16 protein-coding genes and 1 pseudogene are annotated in these 14,891 nt (G+C 38.4%); 15 read left to right on the forward strand and 2 right to left on the reverse strand.

Translation table 11 applies throughout. The annotated features are described in order from the left end of the window. Nucleotides 1-382 precede the first annotated feature (382 nt). From WMO43_RS13400 to WMO43_RS13430, 7 genes are all read left to right on the forward strand, one after another. Complete coding sequence (locus tag WMO43_RS13400) at nucleotides 383-1,198, forward strand: class I SAM-dependent methyltransferase (protein WP_353531526.1); 816 nt, start codon at nucleotides 383-385, stop codon at nucleotides 1,196-1,198. A gap of 66 nt (nucleotides 1,199-1,264) precedes the next feature. Continuing rightward, nucleotides 1,265-1,897, forward strand: a complete 633-nt coding sequence (locus WMO43_RS13405) for a GyrI-like domain-containing protein (protein WP_117822039.1) — start codon at nucleotides 1,265-1,267, stop codon at nucleotides 1,895-1,897. Between the two features lie 29 nt (nucleotides 1,898-1,926). Then, nucleotides 1,927-2,148, forward strand: a complete 222-nt coding sequence (locus WMO43_RS13410) for a peptidase M50 (RefSeq protein ID WP_353531527.1) — start codon at nucleotides 1,927-1,929, stop codon at nucleotides 2,146-2,148. A 56-nt stretch (nucleotides 2,149-2,204) separates the two neighbouring features. Further along, entirely contained in the window at nucleotides 2,205-2,816 is a 612-nt protein-coding gene (locus WMO43_RS13415) for a class I SAM-dependent methyltransferase (RefSeq protein ID WP_008704955.1), read from the forward strand. Between the two features lie 288 nt (nucleotides 2,817-3,104). After that, on the forward strand, nucleotides 3,105-3,344 hold the full coding sequence (locus tag WMO43_RS13420) for a DUF6061 family protein (RefSeq protein WP_005604353.1): 240 nt from the start codon (nucleotides 3,105-3,107) through the stop codon (nucleotides 3,342-3,344). A 257-nt stretch (nucleotides 3,345-3,601) separates the two neighbouring features. After that, nucleotides 3,602-3,871: an autorepressor SdpR family transcription factor gene (locus WMO43_RS13425; protein ID WP_005604351.1), complete on the forward strand. Its 270-nt coding sequence runs from the start codon at nucleotides 3,602-3,604 to the stop codon at nucleotides 3,869-3,871. Further along, nucleotides 3,868-4,554, forward strand: a complete 687-nt coding sequence (locus WMO43_RS13430) for an SdpI family protein (protein ID WP_105309369.1) — start codon at nucleotides 3,868-3,870, stop codon at nucleotides 4,552-4,554. Before WMO43_RS13425 ends, WMO43_RS13430 begins: the two co-directional genes overlap by 4 nt. 85 nt (nucleotides 4,555-4,639) lie before the next feature. Here WMO43_RS13430 and WMO43_RS13435 read toward each other — a convergent pair whose 3' ends face one another. Both WMO43_RS13435 and WMO43_RS13440 read right to left on the reverse strand, forming a co-directional pair. Continuing rightward, the gene (locus tag WMO43_RS13435; RefSeq protein ID WP_105309368.1) at nucleotides 4,640-6,166 is read right to left on the reverse strand and encodes a MobA/MobL family protein; all 1,527 of its coding nucleotides are present in this window, start codon (nucleotides 6,164-6,166) and stop codon (nucleotides 4,640-4,642) included. Nucleotides 6,167-6,516: 350 nt separating this feature from the next. Continuing rightward, the gene (locus WMO43_RS13440; protein ID WP_005604346.1) at nucleotides 6,517-6,747 is read right to left on the reverse strand and encodes a helix-turn-helix domain-containing protein; all 231 of its coding nucleotides are present in this window, start codon (nucleotides 6,745-6,747) and stop codon (nucleotides 6,517-6,519) included. 175 nt (nucleotides 6,748-6,922) lie between these two features. Between WMO43_RS13440 and WMO43_RS13445 the strand changes: the two genes are divergently transcribed. The 8 genes and pseudogenes from WMO43_RS13445 to WMO43_RS13480 all read left to right on the forward strand — a co-directional run bounded on the left by WMO43_RS13445 (nucleotide 6,923) and on the right by WMO43_RS13480 (nucleotide 14,868). Next, entirely contained in the window at nucleotides 6,923-7,543 is a 621-nt protein-coding gene (locus WMO43_RS13445; protein ID WP_005604344.1) for a helix-turn-helix domain-containing protein, read from the forward strand. 84 nt (nucleotides 7,544-7,627) lie between these two features. Then, entirely contained in the window at nucleotides 7,628-8,926 is a 1,299-nt protein-coding gene (locus WMO43_RS13450) for a tyrosine-type recombinase/integrase (RefSeq protein WP_012744117.1), read from the forward strand. Between the two features lie 661 nt (nucleotides 8,927-9,587). After that, nucleotides 9,588-9,721: pseudogene (locus WMO43_RS13455) on the forward strand (helix-turn-helix domain-containing protein); the annotation flags it as partial. A gap of 304 nt (nucleotides 9,722-10,025) precedes the next feature. Further along, nucleotides 10,026-11,039, forward strand: a complete 1,014-nt coding sequence (locus WMO43_RS13460) for a virulence RhuM family protein (RefSeq protein WP_353531528.1) — start codon at nucleotides 10,026-10,028, stop codon at nucleotides 11,037-11,039. 6 nt (nucleotides 11,040-11,045) lie between these two features. Continuing rightward, complete coding sequence (locus tag WMO43_RS13465) at nucleotides 11,046-12,737, forward strand: recombinase family protein (protein WP_434784192.1); 1,692 nt, start codon at nucleotides 11,046-11,048, stop codon at nucleotides 12,735-12,737. A gap of 7 nt (nucleotides 12,738-12,744) precedes the next feature. Further along, nucleotides 12,745-12,927, forward strand: coding sequence for a hypothetical protein (locus WMO43_RS13470; RefSeq protein ID WP_353531529.1), 183 nt, complete (start codon nucleotides 12,745-12,747; stop codon nucleotides 12,925-12,927). 756 nt (nucleotides 12,928-13,683) lie between these two features. Continuing rightward, nucleotides 13,684-14,145, forward strand: coding sequence for a GNAT family N-acetyltransferase (locus tag WMO43_RS13475; RefSeq protein ID WP_353531530.1), 462 nt, complete (start codon nucleotides 13,684-13,686; stop codon nucleotides 14,143-14,145). Between the two features lie 141 nt (nucleotides 14,146-14,286). Beyond that, the gene (locus tag WMO43_RS13480; protein WP_353531531.1) at nucleotides 14,287-14,868 is read left to right on the forward strand and encodes a hypothetical protein; all 582 of its coding nucleotides are present in this window, start codon (nucleotides 14,287-14,289) and stop codon (nucleotides 14,866-14,868) included. Nucleotides 14,869-14,891 lie beyond the last annotated feature (23 nt).

Consider the following 14,891-nt stretch of genomic DNA (forward strand, 5'->3'; position numbering starts at 1 on the left):
CAATTATGACCACCCAATTTATGAGTGTGGTGTACAGTTAATAGATATGGTATATTTGCAAAGATGTTTATAACTTCCAGTTTAAGAAGTTTATGGGGACTGTCCCAAAGGTGACATCATATTGAATTAAGAAGAAAAACAGTAAGAAGGGACAGAGAGTAAATATGAGCTTTCTGTCTTTCTTTTGCCTTGCATATCAATAATTGATCCAGTAGACCAATTTTGATTCGTGTGGAATTATGTTTTGTTCAGTTGCATCTGGCTCAGTTGAGAGCGGACAAAATGATTGAGGACAGACACGTCAATTTGAATTGTTTATTTTCATAAAATGTGTTACGATCAAGTTAGCTGAAACTAATTATATTGCAAAAAAGGTAAATGTATGAGTGAAAGAATAAAACCTACTATCAGTGGCAGTGCTGAGACAATGCTCCAGAGCTTTTATGCCAGAGCCCAATATTCCAAAAGTAAACATAATAAATTCTATGATGCAAAGGCGGTAGAATTAGTCGACAAAATTGATTATGATTTTTCTACAGCGGCTAGGGATTCTACGATGGGGAAAGGGGTAATTGCCAGAACGGTAGTTTTTGATGAATTAGTAAAGAATTTTATAGAGAAAAATCCTTATTGTACGGTGGTCAATATTGCCTGTGGTCTGGATACGAGATTTTATCGCATGGATAATGGTAAAATCACCTGGTACAATCTGGATCTGCCAGAAACGATAGCAATCCGCAATCAGATTTTCGAGGAATCAGGACGTGTTTCTACGATAGGAATTTCTGCACTTGACCCTGCATGGTCAAAAGAAGTAAAAGTGAGGGGGAAAATGCTTTTTATCATTGAAGGATTATCAATGTATCTGACAGCAGAAGAAAACGGTAAGATATTAAAAATAATAAAGGACAACTTTGATAATGCCTGTATTCTTATGGAGTGTCTGGCAAAGGCATGGGTAAAGAAAGAAGGAATAGAAAAATCCATACAGCAAACAGGCTCAAAATTTGTCTTCGGTGCAGATCATTTTGAAGACCTTGGGAATATGACAACAGGGTATCATAAAATAAAAGATGATAATATTCTTCGTGGCATGGAGTTATTTTCATCTGCATACAGACTTTTGGCATTATTACCGATTGCAAAAAAGGTTACGCAGAAGATTCTGATATTTGAAAAGGACGAACAAAGCATGTGAAAGAGTCTTTATACGTGAATGTAAAACCACACGTCTGATGTTAAAATTGAAATTTTGGAGATTATTATGGCTTTTGATTTTAAGAAAGAATTTAAAGAATTTTATATGCCTAAGAATAAACCAGAGATTGTAAATGTACCTAAGGCAAATTATATTGCAGTTAGAGGAAAAGGCAATCCAAATGAAGAAGGTGGGGCATATCAACACGCAATCAGTATTCTATATGCTGTTGCATACACATTAAAAATGAGTTACAAGACCGATTATAAAATTGAAGGCTTTTTTGAATATGTTGTTCCGCCATTGGAAGGTTTTTGGTGGCAGGATGATGTCGTTGGTGTAGATTATACAAATAAATCTGCTTTCAACTGGATTTCTGTTATTCGTTTGCCTGATTTCATTTCTAAAGCTGATTTTAACTGGGCGGTAGAAACAGCAACGAAAAAGAAGAAACTCGATTGTTCGTCAGCAGAGTATCTTACGATTGATGAAGGATTATGTGTTCAAATTATGCATATAGGTTCTTTTGATAATGAGCCAGCAACTGTTGCTCTTATGGATGCTTATTTAGAACAAAATGGGTATGTTAATGATATTAACAAAGATAGATTGCACCACGAGATTTATATGTCTGATGCAAGAAAGGCTGCCCCAGAGAAATGGAAAACTGTAATTAGACATCCGATTAAGAAAGCGTAAAATCGGAATTTAACGAGGAGGTAATGATTATGAGTAGAAATATAAAAGGTGGTTTTTTAACATTAAGTGGTGTTGTTGGTATTGTAGGAATGATAATAGCGGCAATGCAAAATCCAGCAACTGCATGGGTAACGCCACCTGGAAGAATGATTGTAAGTATTTTAGAAAATGGATTATTGATTCCTACGGTTTTATTCCTTGTTCTTTTTATTTATGGATTCTATATTCTCCTAACGGAGAAAAACGATTGAGCAATACCGGTTTGTCGAATTAAGAAAACCGGTATTTGTGGAGGAGGAATTCTGTAATGAGATTTTTTGAAAATACCCGTAAGCCACAAGGCTTCGGCGGAAAATTGATGACGAAGATGATGAACAGCGGTCACGCCAAATTATCGCAATGGGGATTCTCAAATATCTCCGCGAAGTCTGATGCTGAAGTTCTGGACGTCGGCTGTGGCGGCGGAGCAAATATTGCGGTCTGGCTTGATAGATGTAGAAATGGCCACGTGACAGGAATGGATTATTCTGAGGTTAGTGTGGCAGAATCTCAGAAATTGAACGCCCTCGCCATTAAACAAGGGAAATGTAATGTAGTTCAAGGAGATGTATCTGCTATACCCTTTTCTGACGCGACTTTTGATTATGTTTCTGCCTTCGAAACAGTTTACTTTTGGCCAGGATTAGTAAAATGCTTTTCCGAGGTCAACCGTGTGCTGAAAAGCGAAGGCATATTCCTGATTTGTAACGAGAGTGACGGAACGAATGCCGCAGATGAAAAATGGACAAAGATGATCAATGGTATGAAGATTTACACATCTAAACAACTTGTTGCTGCTTTGAAAGAGGCGGGTTTTACAGAGATCAAAACGTATTCAAATGCAAAAAATCATTGGATAAGTATTGTTGCAACGAAATAGCCAAATTCCAGTTTTGATTTGACTTAATTCATAACATTTATTAACTGTTATATCTTATCCTCGTGAAGTCCGCAACCCCTTGAAAATGCTAAATTTGTAGCGAGTGAGTTTGCCCTTACGCTTTCCCTTGTGTTATATCCTTTTCCCTCATGTTACGAATGCTCACAAGGGCAAAATTAAGGGAAAGAAAATCCAGTAACAAATTATAACATGAAATGAAAATGGCAGGAAGAACGGATTGAAATGCTTTCAAAACTTTTAGAAAATTAAGGAAAGGACAGATAAGATATGAGATTGATTTATGCAAGATATAATCCGCAATGTAATAGCATAGATGTAACCACGTTTGAAAATGTAGTGCTTAGAATTGATTGCAATAAGGCAGAGGAAGGATTGAGAACTACTCCCGGCTCCCAGTGTTCGTTGAATGCTTTGGCTATTGATAATCCATTAGAATATGCAAGATTATACTTGGATGGAGAAATGCAAGTATGGGTTGATGCAGAGGATCGTTTAGATACGTGGTGATTTTGCTAATATAATATCATGATAGAGGTCTAGTACTAAAAATTCCAGAAAAATATATAGAACGTACGGTTATTCCATAATAAGAGGCAGGAATCTTAAGTTTCTAGATGTTTGAATTTTGCCTTAAGGTAAATAGAGAGGACACATTGATTTTTCAGTGTATCCCCTCTATTTAAAATTATTTTTAAATAGTTCTTGCACAAAAACAAATAGCATGCTAAAATCTATTTAAAGAAAGTTTTAAATAGGTAAAAGATATGGGAGAAACTAACATTTTTAAAGTATTGGCAGATAGCCAGCGAAGAGACATTCTTATTATGTTGAGAAATGAACGATTAAATGCCGGAGAGATTGCTGAAAAATTACAGATTACACCGGCTGCTCTTTCTTATCATTTAAAATTACTTAAAAACGCAGACTTGATATCTGAATATAAAGAGAAAAACTTTGTTTATTATGAAATCAACACTACGGTTTTCGATGAATTAATTATATGGGTTAACCAGTTTGGAGGAAAAAAAGTATGAAAAAAATAATGTGGATAGTAGCAATGATACCAGTTGTAGTTACAAGTGTTGTACTACAGTTTATGCCTGATATTATACCTATGCATCATGACTTGGAGGGAAACACTGACAGATGGGGAAGTAAAACAGAAAGCTTTATTTTTCCGGTAATTATTTTGTTTATTACACTGTTTTGGCACTTGCTAATCTATGTGTTTGAGAAAAAATCAAAAAATGCAAATACAGAAAAGGAACAGATGGAAACAAAATCTTCTGCAAAGGTATTATGTGTTGTAGGAATTTCGCAAGCAATCATGTTCGGGATTATGCATTATTTTATTCTTTATTCTTCTTGGATACAGGCAAATGCAGGTGGTGAACATGCGGTTATTGACATTGCAAAAGTTTCATGTATTTTGTGTGGTATTATATTTATTGTATTAGGAAATTTTATGACAAAGGCAAAACGAAATGCAGTAGTGGGAGTTCGAACCGTTTGGAGTATGCACAATGATAATACATGGAGAAAGAGTAACCGCTTTGGTGCAATATGTATTATTATTACGGGGTTATTGACTATCATTACAACCGTATTTACAAGTGGGATGACTGGCACAATCTTTATGTTGATTTATTTATTATTAGCAACAATTGTAACTGTGGTATACTCAAAAAAGATATATGATAAGGAAATAAAAAAATAATTTGTATCTTTATGCGAGAGGGTGAAATTCCAGTCTTTTACGGAGAGATAACAAACGAAGGGAGGCAATTGCCTCCCTTCGTTTGTTATCTACTCCTTCCACGGTTTGGTGGAGAATATGGTCTTGTTAACTCTCGCTCCTTTATGTCCTGTTTCTTAGATATAAGCCTATCGTGTAGAGACTGCGGCTTTTCTCCATACCGTTGTTTCCAATTCTTAAGGCTGTCCTGATAATCCCCATAAGCTGTCTCTGACTTATGAAATGCTTTGTAGAAGGCTTCCGCATTCTGATACCCGTATTCCTTTACGATATGGGATAATCGGGCTTTCATTCGGGAAATACGTTCCTCCAATCCGGCTATCTCTGTTGAAAGTTCGGAACGCCTTTTTGCTTTGAAGATACCTTTGCTGTCGGACAGTTCAATTTCAAGGTCACTTCGCTGTTTCTCGAGTGCAAAAATTGCTTTATTCTGTTCTTGCAGCTTTTGATAAATTTCGCATAAGTGCTTGTAAGAAACTGCTTCCGGTGATGGCTGTGGTCTTGGCGGTATGGCAGGCTTTGGTGTATCTGTCTGCTTTCTGCTTTCTTCTGGTACAGCTTTCTGCTCTTTGAAATCTGTGTTCTCCGGTCTTGCTTCAAGCTCTTTGGAAATTACTTTATCTGCAAGCTCCAGAGTTTTGAGAAATACTTTGGAGATTAACAGTTCTAATACTGCAATGGCAGTACCGATAATGGAAGATAACAGATTCGGTCTGTTTCCGTAAAGCCATACGGATTCCACAATCTTGTCCGTTATCCGTTCCTTTTTTATCTGCATGATTTCTGACTTGGAAACACCCGTTACAATCGCTCTGTCAACAGTCTGATTCCACAAGGTGCGTTTACTGTTGTCTGCCTCAATCTCGGTGGCTTTCGGATTGTTCTTACCAATCTTTTTGGTGGCAAGATACATACCGCCACGCTCAAAAACTTCTAACCGCTGGCTTTTATCCCACACATACTGATTGATAAGATTGGTATAATCCTGCTTGACGGTATCAAGGAAATTTTCAGCCTTGAAGTGTTTATCCTTAATGGAGAAAATCTGTCTTTCGTATACCTCACCTTTGTGAATCACCTTACATCTTTTACGGATATTTCCTTCTTCATCAAGTATCTCTTTCTTGGTGCGTACATGATTTCCCTTTTCGTCATAGAACATATTGCGGGTGGCAACCTTTTCTATGGGCTGTTCCAAGAGTGTACGCTCCGAAAAAATGAGATGGATGTGATAGTTGGTTTTCCGCTTATTGTGATGCAGGGCTGCGATACAGTCCGTTCCGTAAGTCTGTCTGAAATGGTCTGTAAATATCTGCAACAGTCTGTCTGGAGGATACTCCGTAAAAGATTCCGGCAGGGCTATGATCAATTCCCTTGCCTCAATACATTTCCCCTCCGTACCGCTTTTTTTAAATTCTGCCTGATTATATTTTGCAAGGTCAGTCCAAAAATTACGGTCTGTGGTTTCATATACCGCATACAGATTTTCCTGCTTCTTTGGGCTTGAAATATAATAAATTCTTCCCCGGACATTGTGGAGCTTCGTCATCTGAATAAATGAATTTCTTGGCATGTGCTTCCTCCTTTCCGTATCTGCCAAGTACGAAGCTGCAAGAAATGAGGATGGGAAACTTTCTAATGTGAAAGTGAGTAGGCTACATAGGTAGCCTGTCTACGAACATATCCGCCTGTCGGCGAAAGCTCCCAGCAGGGCGAAATACACAGAGTACAAATCGTAAGATTTGTGCGAGGGGTGTATTTCGCTCTCAAACGCCGAGGGCTTGTATAAAAAAGTTTCTTCCCCACTTCTTAAATTTCCGGTTGTATCTTAGAGGAAGCACATGGTATAATCTATTTGCGTGTAGGTATATCATGGCTTCGGTCAGATACATACCTTAGGGATGGTCTTAGGACTGTCCCTATTTAATTTGTCACATTTCTTGTGACAGCTCTGACATTTCCTTTGTCCCTTAAGTCCCTGCCTTCATTGGCGGTCATGAACTTTTCAAGCATATCCGTTTTGATAAGGACTTTCCGTCCTACCTTCAATACCGGAAGCTTTTTCCATTCTACCAGTTTCCGCAGGGTATTTCTGCCGATACCCGTATAGTCGGCAGCTTCCTCAATGGACAGTGCAATCTTCACTTCTGTCATTAAAACACCTCCTCTTGAATTGCATAATGCAATTTTGTGACTATGCCTACTATATAACTTTTATATCTTCTTGTCAAGCGTTACGAAATTTTAAAAGCAATTATTAACTTGCATATTGCAATGCTACTTTTACTGTGTTATACTTTAGCCATACCGAAAAAGGAGGCGTATCAGAATGAAAGATAAAGAATTACGCAAGTTAATCGGTAGCAGGGCAAAACAACGCAGACTGGAATTAGGTGTCAACCAGCCTTATATAGCAGAAAAGATGGGAGTTACCGCTTCCACCATACAGCGGTATGAGGCAGGAACGATTGACAACACCAAGAAGCTTGTTCTGGATGGTCTGTCGGAAGCACTTCATGTATCAGTGGAGTGGCTGAAGGGCGAGACGGAAGAAATGACAAGTGATGTTACGGATAAAAGGGAATTACAGATTCGTGATACCATGACTTCCATTCTCTCCAAACTGCCTTATGATATGAAGGCAGACGAAGCGGATTTTTCCAAAGATTTACTGCTGCTGATGTTGAAGGAATACGAATTATTCGTTGATTCCTTTCAATATGCCTGTAAGAATTTTAAAGGGAATACGGAAGATGCCACAATTGCAAAAGTAATGGGGTTTGAATCCAATCAGGAATATAATGAGATTATGTTCCTTAGGGAAATCACCCATACGGTAAACGCACTGAACGACATGGGCGACATTGTAAGGCTCTATTCCAAGAATCCCGAAACGGCAGCCGTAAGGCTTGCAAATCTTCTTTCAGAGAAAGACTCCGAACCGGTATAGATTAGACAACCGGAGTTATGATATACTTACACGCAGAAAGCATTTCATCAGTTCCGATTGTCGATATCGAAAGGAGTAACGATTATGGCAAAAGGTTCTGTAAGAAAGAAAGGCAAGAAATGGTACTACCGCTTCTATGTGGAAGATGCAAGCGGTAATCTGGTGCAGAAGGAATTTGCAGGTACGGAAAACAAAAGCGAAACGGAAAAGCTGTTGAGGCAGGCAATGGAGGATTATGAAGCCAAGCGGTTTGTTGCAAAGGCTGAAAACATCACACTCGGAGAGTTGCTTGACCTGTGGGCTGAGGAAGAATTAAAGACAGGCACATTGAGTAATGGAACGGTTGGCAATTATCTTCAGACAATTGGGAGAATCAAACAACACCCTATCAGCAAAAGGAAACTGAAAACGGTGACTTCGGTACACCTGCAGGAGTTTATGGATTTGCTCTCATTTGGAGGCACTGTGGGAGATTTTATATCAAAAGGATATTCCATTGATTATGTAAGGTCATTTTCAGCAGTATTGCAACAGTCATTCCGGTTTGCGGTATTTCCGAAACAGTTTATTACCTTCAATCCAATGCAGTATGTGGTGATGAGGCATAAAAAGGAAGAAACGGATTTGTTTGCGGATGAAACAGCCACAGACAGAGACAAGGTTAAACCGCTTTCCTTTGAAATGTACCGGAAACTGATTGAACAGCTTGGAAAACGAAGTGGGGATGCGATTCTTCCGGTTCAGATAGCATACTTTACAGGTCTCAGACTTGGAGAGGTAGCAGGTCTGACATGGCAGGATATCAACCTTGAAGAACAGTATCTCACTGTACGCAGGAGCATCCGCTACAATGGTGCTACCCATAAGCACGAAATCGGTCCGACAAAGTGGAAAAAGATCAGGGTTGTTGACTTTGGCGATACCCTCGCAGATATTTTGAGGAATGCAAAAAAGGAACAGCACAAAAACCGTTTTCAGTATGGGGAACTCTACCAGCGGAATTTTTACAGAGAAGTAATGGAAAAGAATCGGGTGCATTACGAGTATTATCATTTGGGAATGACAGAGAATGTGCCGGAAGATTACACCGAAATCTTCTTTGTATGCTTAAGGGAGGATGGTTGTCTGGAACTTCCGGCAACCATAGAAACAGCCTGCCGGACAGCAGGAAGAAAAGTACCGGAGCTTGAAGGTTTCCATTTCCACACACTGAGGCATACCTACACGACAAACCTCTTATCCAACGGGGCTCAGCCTAAGGATGTGCAGGAACTGTTAGGACACTCAGACGTGAGTACCACCATGAATGTCTATGCCCATGCTACAAGGGAAGCAAAGCGGACTTCCGCAAGACTTCTTGATAAAGTGGCAGGCAACGATTAAACAACTGAATAATGAATTTTCCCTTGTAATTATCCCATAAGGGCAAAAACAAGGGAAAAGGATACATATATAGAATTTTCAATGGCGGGAATCCTTGAAAATAGGGGAAAGTTAAGAGAATTAATAGATAAATTCCAGTTTGTATGTATGATAAATCTAAACAGTATTTTAGCAACATATCCTGAGTGGGGGAAGAAAGTGCCCCCACTTTCACTATTTGGGGGCGAAAAGCGCCCCCGGTATTCAAAAGTGACTCCATTTTGCGCCCCCGTTTTTTGAAATCTGGAATCTAAACAAGATTACAATGAAATCAGAACTTAAAAAGTGGTGGCAAAAAGCGCCGTCAAAATCGTAAAGTGGGGGCGGAAAGCGCCACCAAAATGATAAAATGGGGGCAAAAAGCGCCACCATATATCATAAATGATGGGTTCAAGGGAAAAATCCCTTGCTAGAACAGCATTTGGATGGAGACATCTCTAATGCGTATCTAGCCGTCAACCTAAGAAATATCAAAGCAGCCAAGACAGCAGATTAATCATACAACATTTCTTATTGGTTAATTAAATTGAATGGAAATTGAACACTACTCAATTGTGCAATCTATATGAATCTGATATGCTGAGTATACAAAAGCTTTTGAATTTTATAGGAGATGAAGCAAATGGATATAGGCGTTGTTATAAAAAATATAGAAAAGAAACTGGTATGACGCAGGAGGAGATGGCAAACAGATTAGGCGTGACAACACCGGCTGTAAACAAATGGGAGAATGGTAATTCCAAGGATTCAATTGATGACGAGAAAGTAAGCAGGCAGAAACAATTTGACCGGTTCTGTTATTACTTAGGTGGGGTAAAACAGCTTCTGGACAAAAAGGCTGCATAGGCAGCTGGCATCCTGTAGATAATATGCTACGGGATGTATACATATATTACGGGACTTCATTCATGGCGAGTGGAGTCTCTTTTATTTTGCACTGTATAATGGAAAAAGTTTTGGTTGAACAGAGGTTGGAATGATGATAAGATTTAGTTGGGACAATAGTGAACACATGTGTTCACATTTCATAACTAAGAAGTAATGGATTGGAGAGGTGCTTATGGCAGATAAAATTGGAACCGATGAATATGGGGAAATACTTATATATCAGACTGATGATGGACAGACAAATATAGAAGTTAAAATAGAAGATGATACAGTGTGGCTGACACAACAGCAGATGTCAGAGTTATTCCAAACTTCTCGAACAAATGTAGTAGAACATATTAAGCATATTTATGAGGAGGGTGAATTAGACGAAATTTCAACCTGTCGGAATTTCCGACAGGTTCGAAAAGAAGGAAATCGTGAGGTGACAAGGCAGATTCCTCATTATAATCTTGATATGATAATATCTCTTGGATACCGTATTAAATCAGTGATTGCAACAAGATTCAGGCAGTGGTCAACAAAGCGGTTAAAAGAATATATGATTAAGGGATTTACGATAGATGACGAGCGTTTGAAAGGAAATGGTGGAGGAAATTACTGGAAAGAGTTACTTGACAGAATCAGGGATATAAGATCTTCAGAAAAGGTCTTGTATCGTCAGGTTCTTGATTTATATGCTACGAGTGTAGATTACAATCCTCATAGCGAAGAGTCTGTTATATTCTTTAAAATTGTTCAGAATAAACTTCACTATGCAGCACATGGTCATACTGCGGCAGAGGTTATATATCAGCGGGCAGATGCAGAAAAGCCATTTATGGGACTTACTTCATTTTCAGGTGAATTACCAGCATTAAAGGATATAGGAATTGCAAAGAATTATCTTGAAGAAAATGAACTCAAAGTATTAAACAATCTTGTTTCTGGTTATTTTGATTTGGCAGAAATTAATGCAATTGAACATAAACCTATGTATATGGATGATTATGTAAAGCAATTGGATAGTGTGTTGTCATCAGGAAACAGAAAGCTTTTAACTGGTTCCGGTTCTGTAAGTCATAAACAGGCATTGGAGAAAGCAAAGTCAGAATACAGAAAATATCAGGAGATTACTTTAACACCAGTCGAAAAAGCATATCTTGAAAGCATTAAAGAGGTTTCCAAGGAAGTAAAAAGGAGATAACATCTGATGAAAAAACAGCAGAAATGTTACATATATACAAGAGTTTCCACTTCCATGCAGGTAGATGGTTACAGTCTTGATGCACAGAAGGACAAGCTTAGAAAATACGCAGAGTATCAGGAAATGTCTATCGTCGGGGAATATTCGGATGAGGGTAAATCGGGTAAGAGTGTGGAAGGCAGACCACAGTTTAAACAGATGTTATCGGATATAGAAAACGGCAAAGACAATGTTGATTATGTGCTGGTATTTAAGCTGTCACGATTTGGAAGAAATGCCGCAGATGTTTTATCATCATTGCAGAAAATGCAGGATTATGGGGTTAATCTTATCTGTGTAGAGGATGGGATTGACAGTTCCAAGGATGCTGGAAAGCTTATGATATCTGTGTTATCTGCGGTAGCAGAGATAGAGCGTGAGAATATCCTTGTCCAGACAATGGAAGGCCGCCGACAGAAAGCGAGAGAAGGCAGATGGAACGGCGGATTTGCACCATATGGCTATCAGCTGGTAAATGGTGAGCTTATCATTGCAGAGGATGAGGCAGAGATTATCCGTATCATATATGATAAATTCGTCAATACAACGATGGGAATGGCTGCGATAGCTGCATTTTTAAATAACAGTGGTTATAAGAAAAAGCTTCGCCAGAATAACACAATCGAAGGTTTTTCTACATCATTCGTCAAGGGTGTGCTGGACAATCCGATATATTGTGGCAAGCTTGCATTTGGCAGAAGAAAAAATGAGAAGATTCCGGGAACAAGGAATGAATATCATATCGTAAAACAAAAGGATTACTTGTTAAGTGATGGAATCCATGAGGCAATCATATCAGAAGAAATGTGGAATCAGGCACACAGAAAGCGTCAGGAGACAGGTGTTTTACAGGTAAAAACGCACAGCCTTGAACATGAGCATATTTTATCCGGAATTATTAAGTGTCCTGTCTGTGGAAGCGGTATGTATGGCAATGTAAACCGCAAGAAGCATCCGGATGGAAGCTATTATAAAGATTATTTTTATTATGCCTGCAAACACAGGAAGCTTGTGGACGGACACCGCTGTACATATAAAAGACAGTGGAATGAAGACAGGATAAATGCGGCAGTAGAGGAGATAATTCGTAAATTTGTGAAGAATCCAAAGTTTGAGCAGGAAATCCGTAAGCAGATAGGAAGCAGCATTGATACTTCGGAGCTTGATCGGGAATATGATGGATTAAAAGACAGACTGAACCAGACAACCGGGGCGAAAAACAGGCTTGCTGACCAGATGGATCATTTATCTGTATCCGATAAGAATTATGACAAAAAATATAATGACATGCAGGAACGTTTGGACAAGCTATATGATGAAATCACTGATATTGAGAATGCCATGGAAGAAGTCGAAACAAGACTATATAATATCAGGCAGGACAAAATCTCAGAAGATAATGTTTACCAGTTCCTTTTATTCTTTGATAAGCTGTATGATAAATTTACAGATCTGGAAAAGAAGACATTTTTGAAGAGCTTCCTGTCTGATGTATTTATCTATGAGGAAGAGCAAAAGGATGGCAGAATATTAAAAGGTTTCCAGTTTAAATTTCCTATATATATGAATGGCAGAAATGTATTAGGCGTGGATTGGGACAACGAGAGTACAGATGAGACGGTGGTGCTGTTGTCCCTTAAAAAATACGCTGCAAATTGAGATAACAATGAAGCCTGATGAAGAGAGTAATTACACACCAGAGGAAAAGGTAACTTATCAGAAAATTAAGGCTTACACTCTTGAAAAATATGGATTTAAAGTGTCATTATTGTACATTGCACAGATTAAAGATAAGTGTGGTCTTGTAAAGAACGTATTGGAAACAACTGGAAGAAAAATGATAAGGTAAAGGAGCCACAGTGTACACCTGAAAGGGAAGCGGCTATTAGAGATGCATTTAAGCACTTTAATATGACATAAGGTTTTTTAATGAGATTTACGAAAATGAGATAAAAATGTTTTCTTAGATACTAAAGCGTGTTCAAAAAGGAAAGGTAAAGAGGAATATTTCAAGGAGTTAAGCATACTATAATAGTAAATACTTTTTCAAAATTCAATCAAAGATATTTTAGATCTATTGACTTACGAGATAAAATTTGTTACTCTTTTTATAGAAAAAGTTTACCACTGACCGATAGGTGGTATATAAATGGTCGGGTTGTAAGTTTACCGCTGACCAATATGCGGTATATAAATGGTTGGGTTGTAAGTATTATCCTCCACGGTATAGGTGGAGGATTTTTCTGTAAAAGGGGAGGTATATATGAAGAGAACAGGATTTTATATTATAAAAGATTCCTTTTTTAAGGATATGAATGAACCATATCTTAAAGGAAATTGAGTAAAAGGCAAGAAAAGTACTGGGAATGTTAAAGAGAGGTGTTAAATTTACACCTACTCAGCCAGATGTCATGAAAATAGTCGAAAAATTAACAGAAAAATAATGGTTATTGAGAAGCACAGGTAATGCTTTAATCAAAATATTTTATTAGCGAGTAGACAGTCAAAGTGATGGCTGTCTATTTTTGAAACGAATACCATTGGAATATAAGATGTTAAAACTCAAAAACCTATCTAACACCACCACCCCAACGGAGGACAAAAAATGAACATCAAAAAAGCAACAAAAGAAGATCTATCGCGTATTGCAGAAATCTTTGTTTTCAATAATCGAATCAACTATTTCCCGATATTTAAGCAGGAGGATTTTTCATTTGGAGAATTGCAGGTAGTATCACTGATAGAAAATTATTTTGGAAAAACAGAGATCATGGACACGCTATTTGTAGCAGAAGACAACGGGATCATCAAAGGCTTTATGGAGATTCGGGGAACGGAAATAGGTAAATTATATGTTGAGCCATGCTTTCAAAGTGGCGGTGTAGGAGATGTGTTGATAAAATATGCCATTCAAAATCTGCATGTGGATTTTTTATGGGCATTAGAAAAAAATACAAGAGCCCGTGCATTTTATAATTGTCATGGATTTATCGAAACCGGAGAAAAAGAATACGAAGAGGGTACCACAGAGTATTTGTTGAAGTTAGTACGCAGGGAAAAGGTATAGTAACGGCAATCCCTCTCCATCCTCCCATTGAAAGCCACCCTAAACCATGCTATACTCAAACTATAAGCACATCTTACAAATACGAGATAGGATGCAGTAACAAAAAGCAATCGGAAAATTATTTACAGAAAGGAAAATGTGATGAAAAAGAAAGTATTGGCGTTATTTATGGCAGTTAGTCTGGCATCCACTTCATTGCCGATGACAGTACTGGCAACGGAAACGAGCAATGTTTCCCAGCAGGAGGAACTGGGTATTGCAGAGGACTCTGAAACAACAGAAGAGACGGAACTGACAGAAGCAGACAACGAAAGAGAGTCAGAAGAAGAAACGGAGTCAACAAAGGCTCAAAAGACAGCCGAGGCCACAGAGACACAAAAGACAGCTGAAGCAACAGAGACAATAGAGCAGCAAGGGACTGTCGAAGTAACCGAGACCACAGAGCAGCCGGAAACAGAAAAAGAAACAGAAGCTTTTAAAGAGCAGGACAAGTCAGAAGCTTTAGAGGTAGAGACAGAGGAAGCAGACAAACAGAGAATTTCGATAGAAGAAGTTCTTAAGAACAGAGCAGGTGGACTTGCATCTGTACAGGGAACAGCATTATCCCAAGCACAAGCAGGACAGTTAAAACAGGTTAACCGGGGGGGATTCATACATATGGTTCTGCCATATATCTTACAGAGTGGGATAAGTATTCCTCCAATTATATTTACAACAATTTAGACAGTGATGAGCAGGCCTTCTGG

The organism is Maccoyibacter intestinihominis, from assembly GCF_040096355.1.
Lineage (GTDB): Bacteria > Bacillota > Clostridia > Lachnospirales > Lachnospiraceae > Maccoyibacter > Maccoyibacter intestinihominis.

Excerpts from the sequence above, each read along its gene's own strand:
- WMO43_RS13420 (WP_005604353.1), top strand. The coding sequence starts at position 3,105 with ATGAGATTGATTTATGCAAGATATAATCCGCAATGTAATAGCATAGAT.
- WMO43_RS13480 (WP_353531531.1), top strand. The coding sequence starts at position 14,287 with ATGAAAAAGAAAGTATTGGCGTTATTTATGGCAGTTAGTCTGGCATCC.
- WMO43_RS13410 (WP_353531527.1), top strand. The coding sequence starts at position 1,927 with ATGAGTAGAAATATAAAAGGTGGTTTTTTAACATTAAGTGGTGTTGTT.
- WMO43_RS13435 (WP_105309368.1), bottom strand. The coding sequence starts at position 6,166 with ATGCCAAGAAATTCATTTATTCAGATGACGAAGCTCCACAATGTCCGG.
- WMO43_RS13475 (WP_353531530.1), top strand. The coding sequence starts at position 13,684 with ATGAACATCAAAAAAGCAACAAAAGAAGATCTATCGCGTATTGCAGAA.
- WMO43_RS13445 (WP_005604344.1), top strand. The coding sequence starts at position 6,923 with ATGAAAGATAAAGAATTACGCAAGTTAATCGGTAGCAGGGCAAAACAA.
- WMO43_RS13425 (WP_005604351.1), top strand. The coding sequence starts at position 3,602 with ATGGGAGAAACTAACATTTTTAAAGTATTGGCAGATAGCCAGCGAAGA.
- WMO43_RS13440 (WP_005604346.1), bottom strand. The coding sequence starts at position 6,747 with ATGACAGAAGTGAAGATTGCACTGTCCATTGAGGAAGCTGCCGACTAT.
- WMO43_RS13450 (WP_012744117.1), top strand. The coding sequence starts at position 7,628 with ATGGCAAAAGGTTCTGTAAGAAAGAAAGGCAAGAAATGGTACTACCGC.
- WMO43_RS13430 (WP_105309369.1), top strand. The coding sequence starts at position 3,868 with ATGAAAAAAATAATGTGGATAGTAGCAATGATACCAGTTGTAGTTACA.
- WMO43_RS13470 (WP_353531529.1), top strand. The coding sequence starts at position 12,745 with ATGAAGCCTGATGAAGAGAGTAATTACACACCAGAGGAAAAGGTAACT.
- WMO43_RS13405 (WP_117822039.1), top strand. The coding sequence starts at position 1,265 with ATGGCTTTTGATTTTAAGAAAGAATTTAAAGAATTTTATATGCCTAAG.
- WMO43_RS13460 (WP_353531528.1), top strand. The coding sequence starts at position 10,026 with ATGGCAGATAAAATTGGAACCGATGAATATGGGGAAATACTTATATAT.
- WMO43_RS13415 (WP_008704955.1), top strand. The coding sequence starts at position 2,205 with ATGAGATTTTTTGAAAATACCCGTAAGCCACAAGGCTTCGGCGGAAAA.
- WMO43_RS13465 (WP_434784192.1), top strand. The coding sequence starts at position 11,046 with ATGAAAAAACAGCAGAAATGTTACATATATACAAGAGTTTCCACTTCC.
- WMO43_RS13400 (WP_353531526.1), top strand. The coding sequence starts at position 383 with ATGAGTGAAAGAATAAAACCTACTATCAGTGGCAGTGCTGAGACAATG.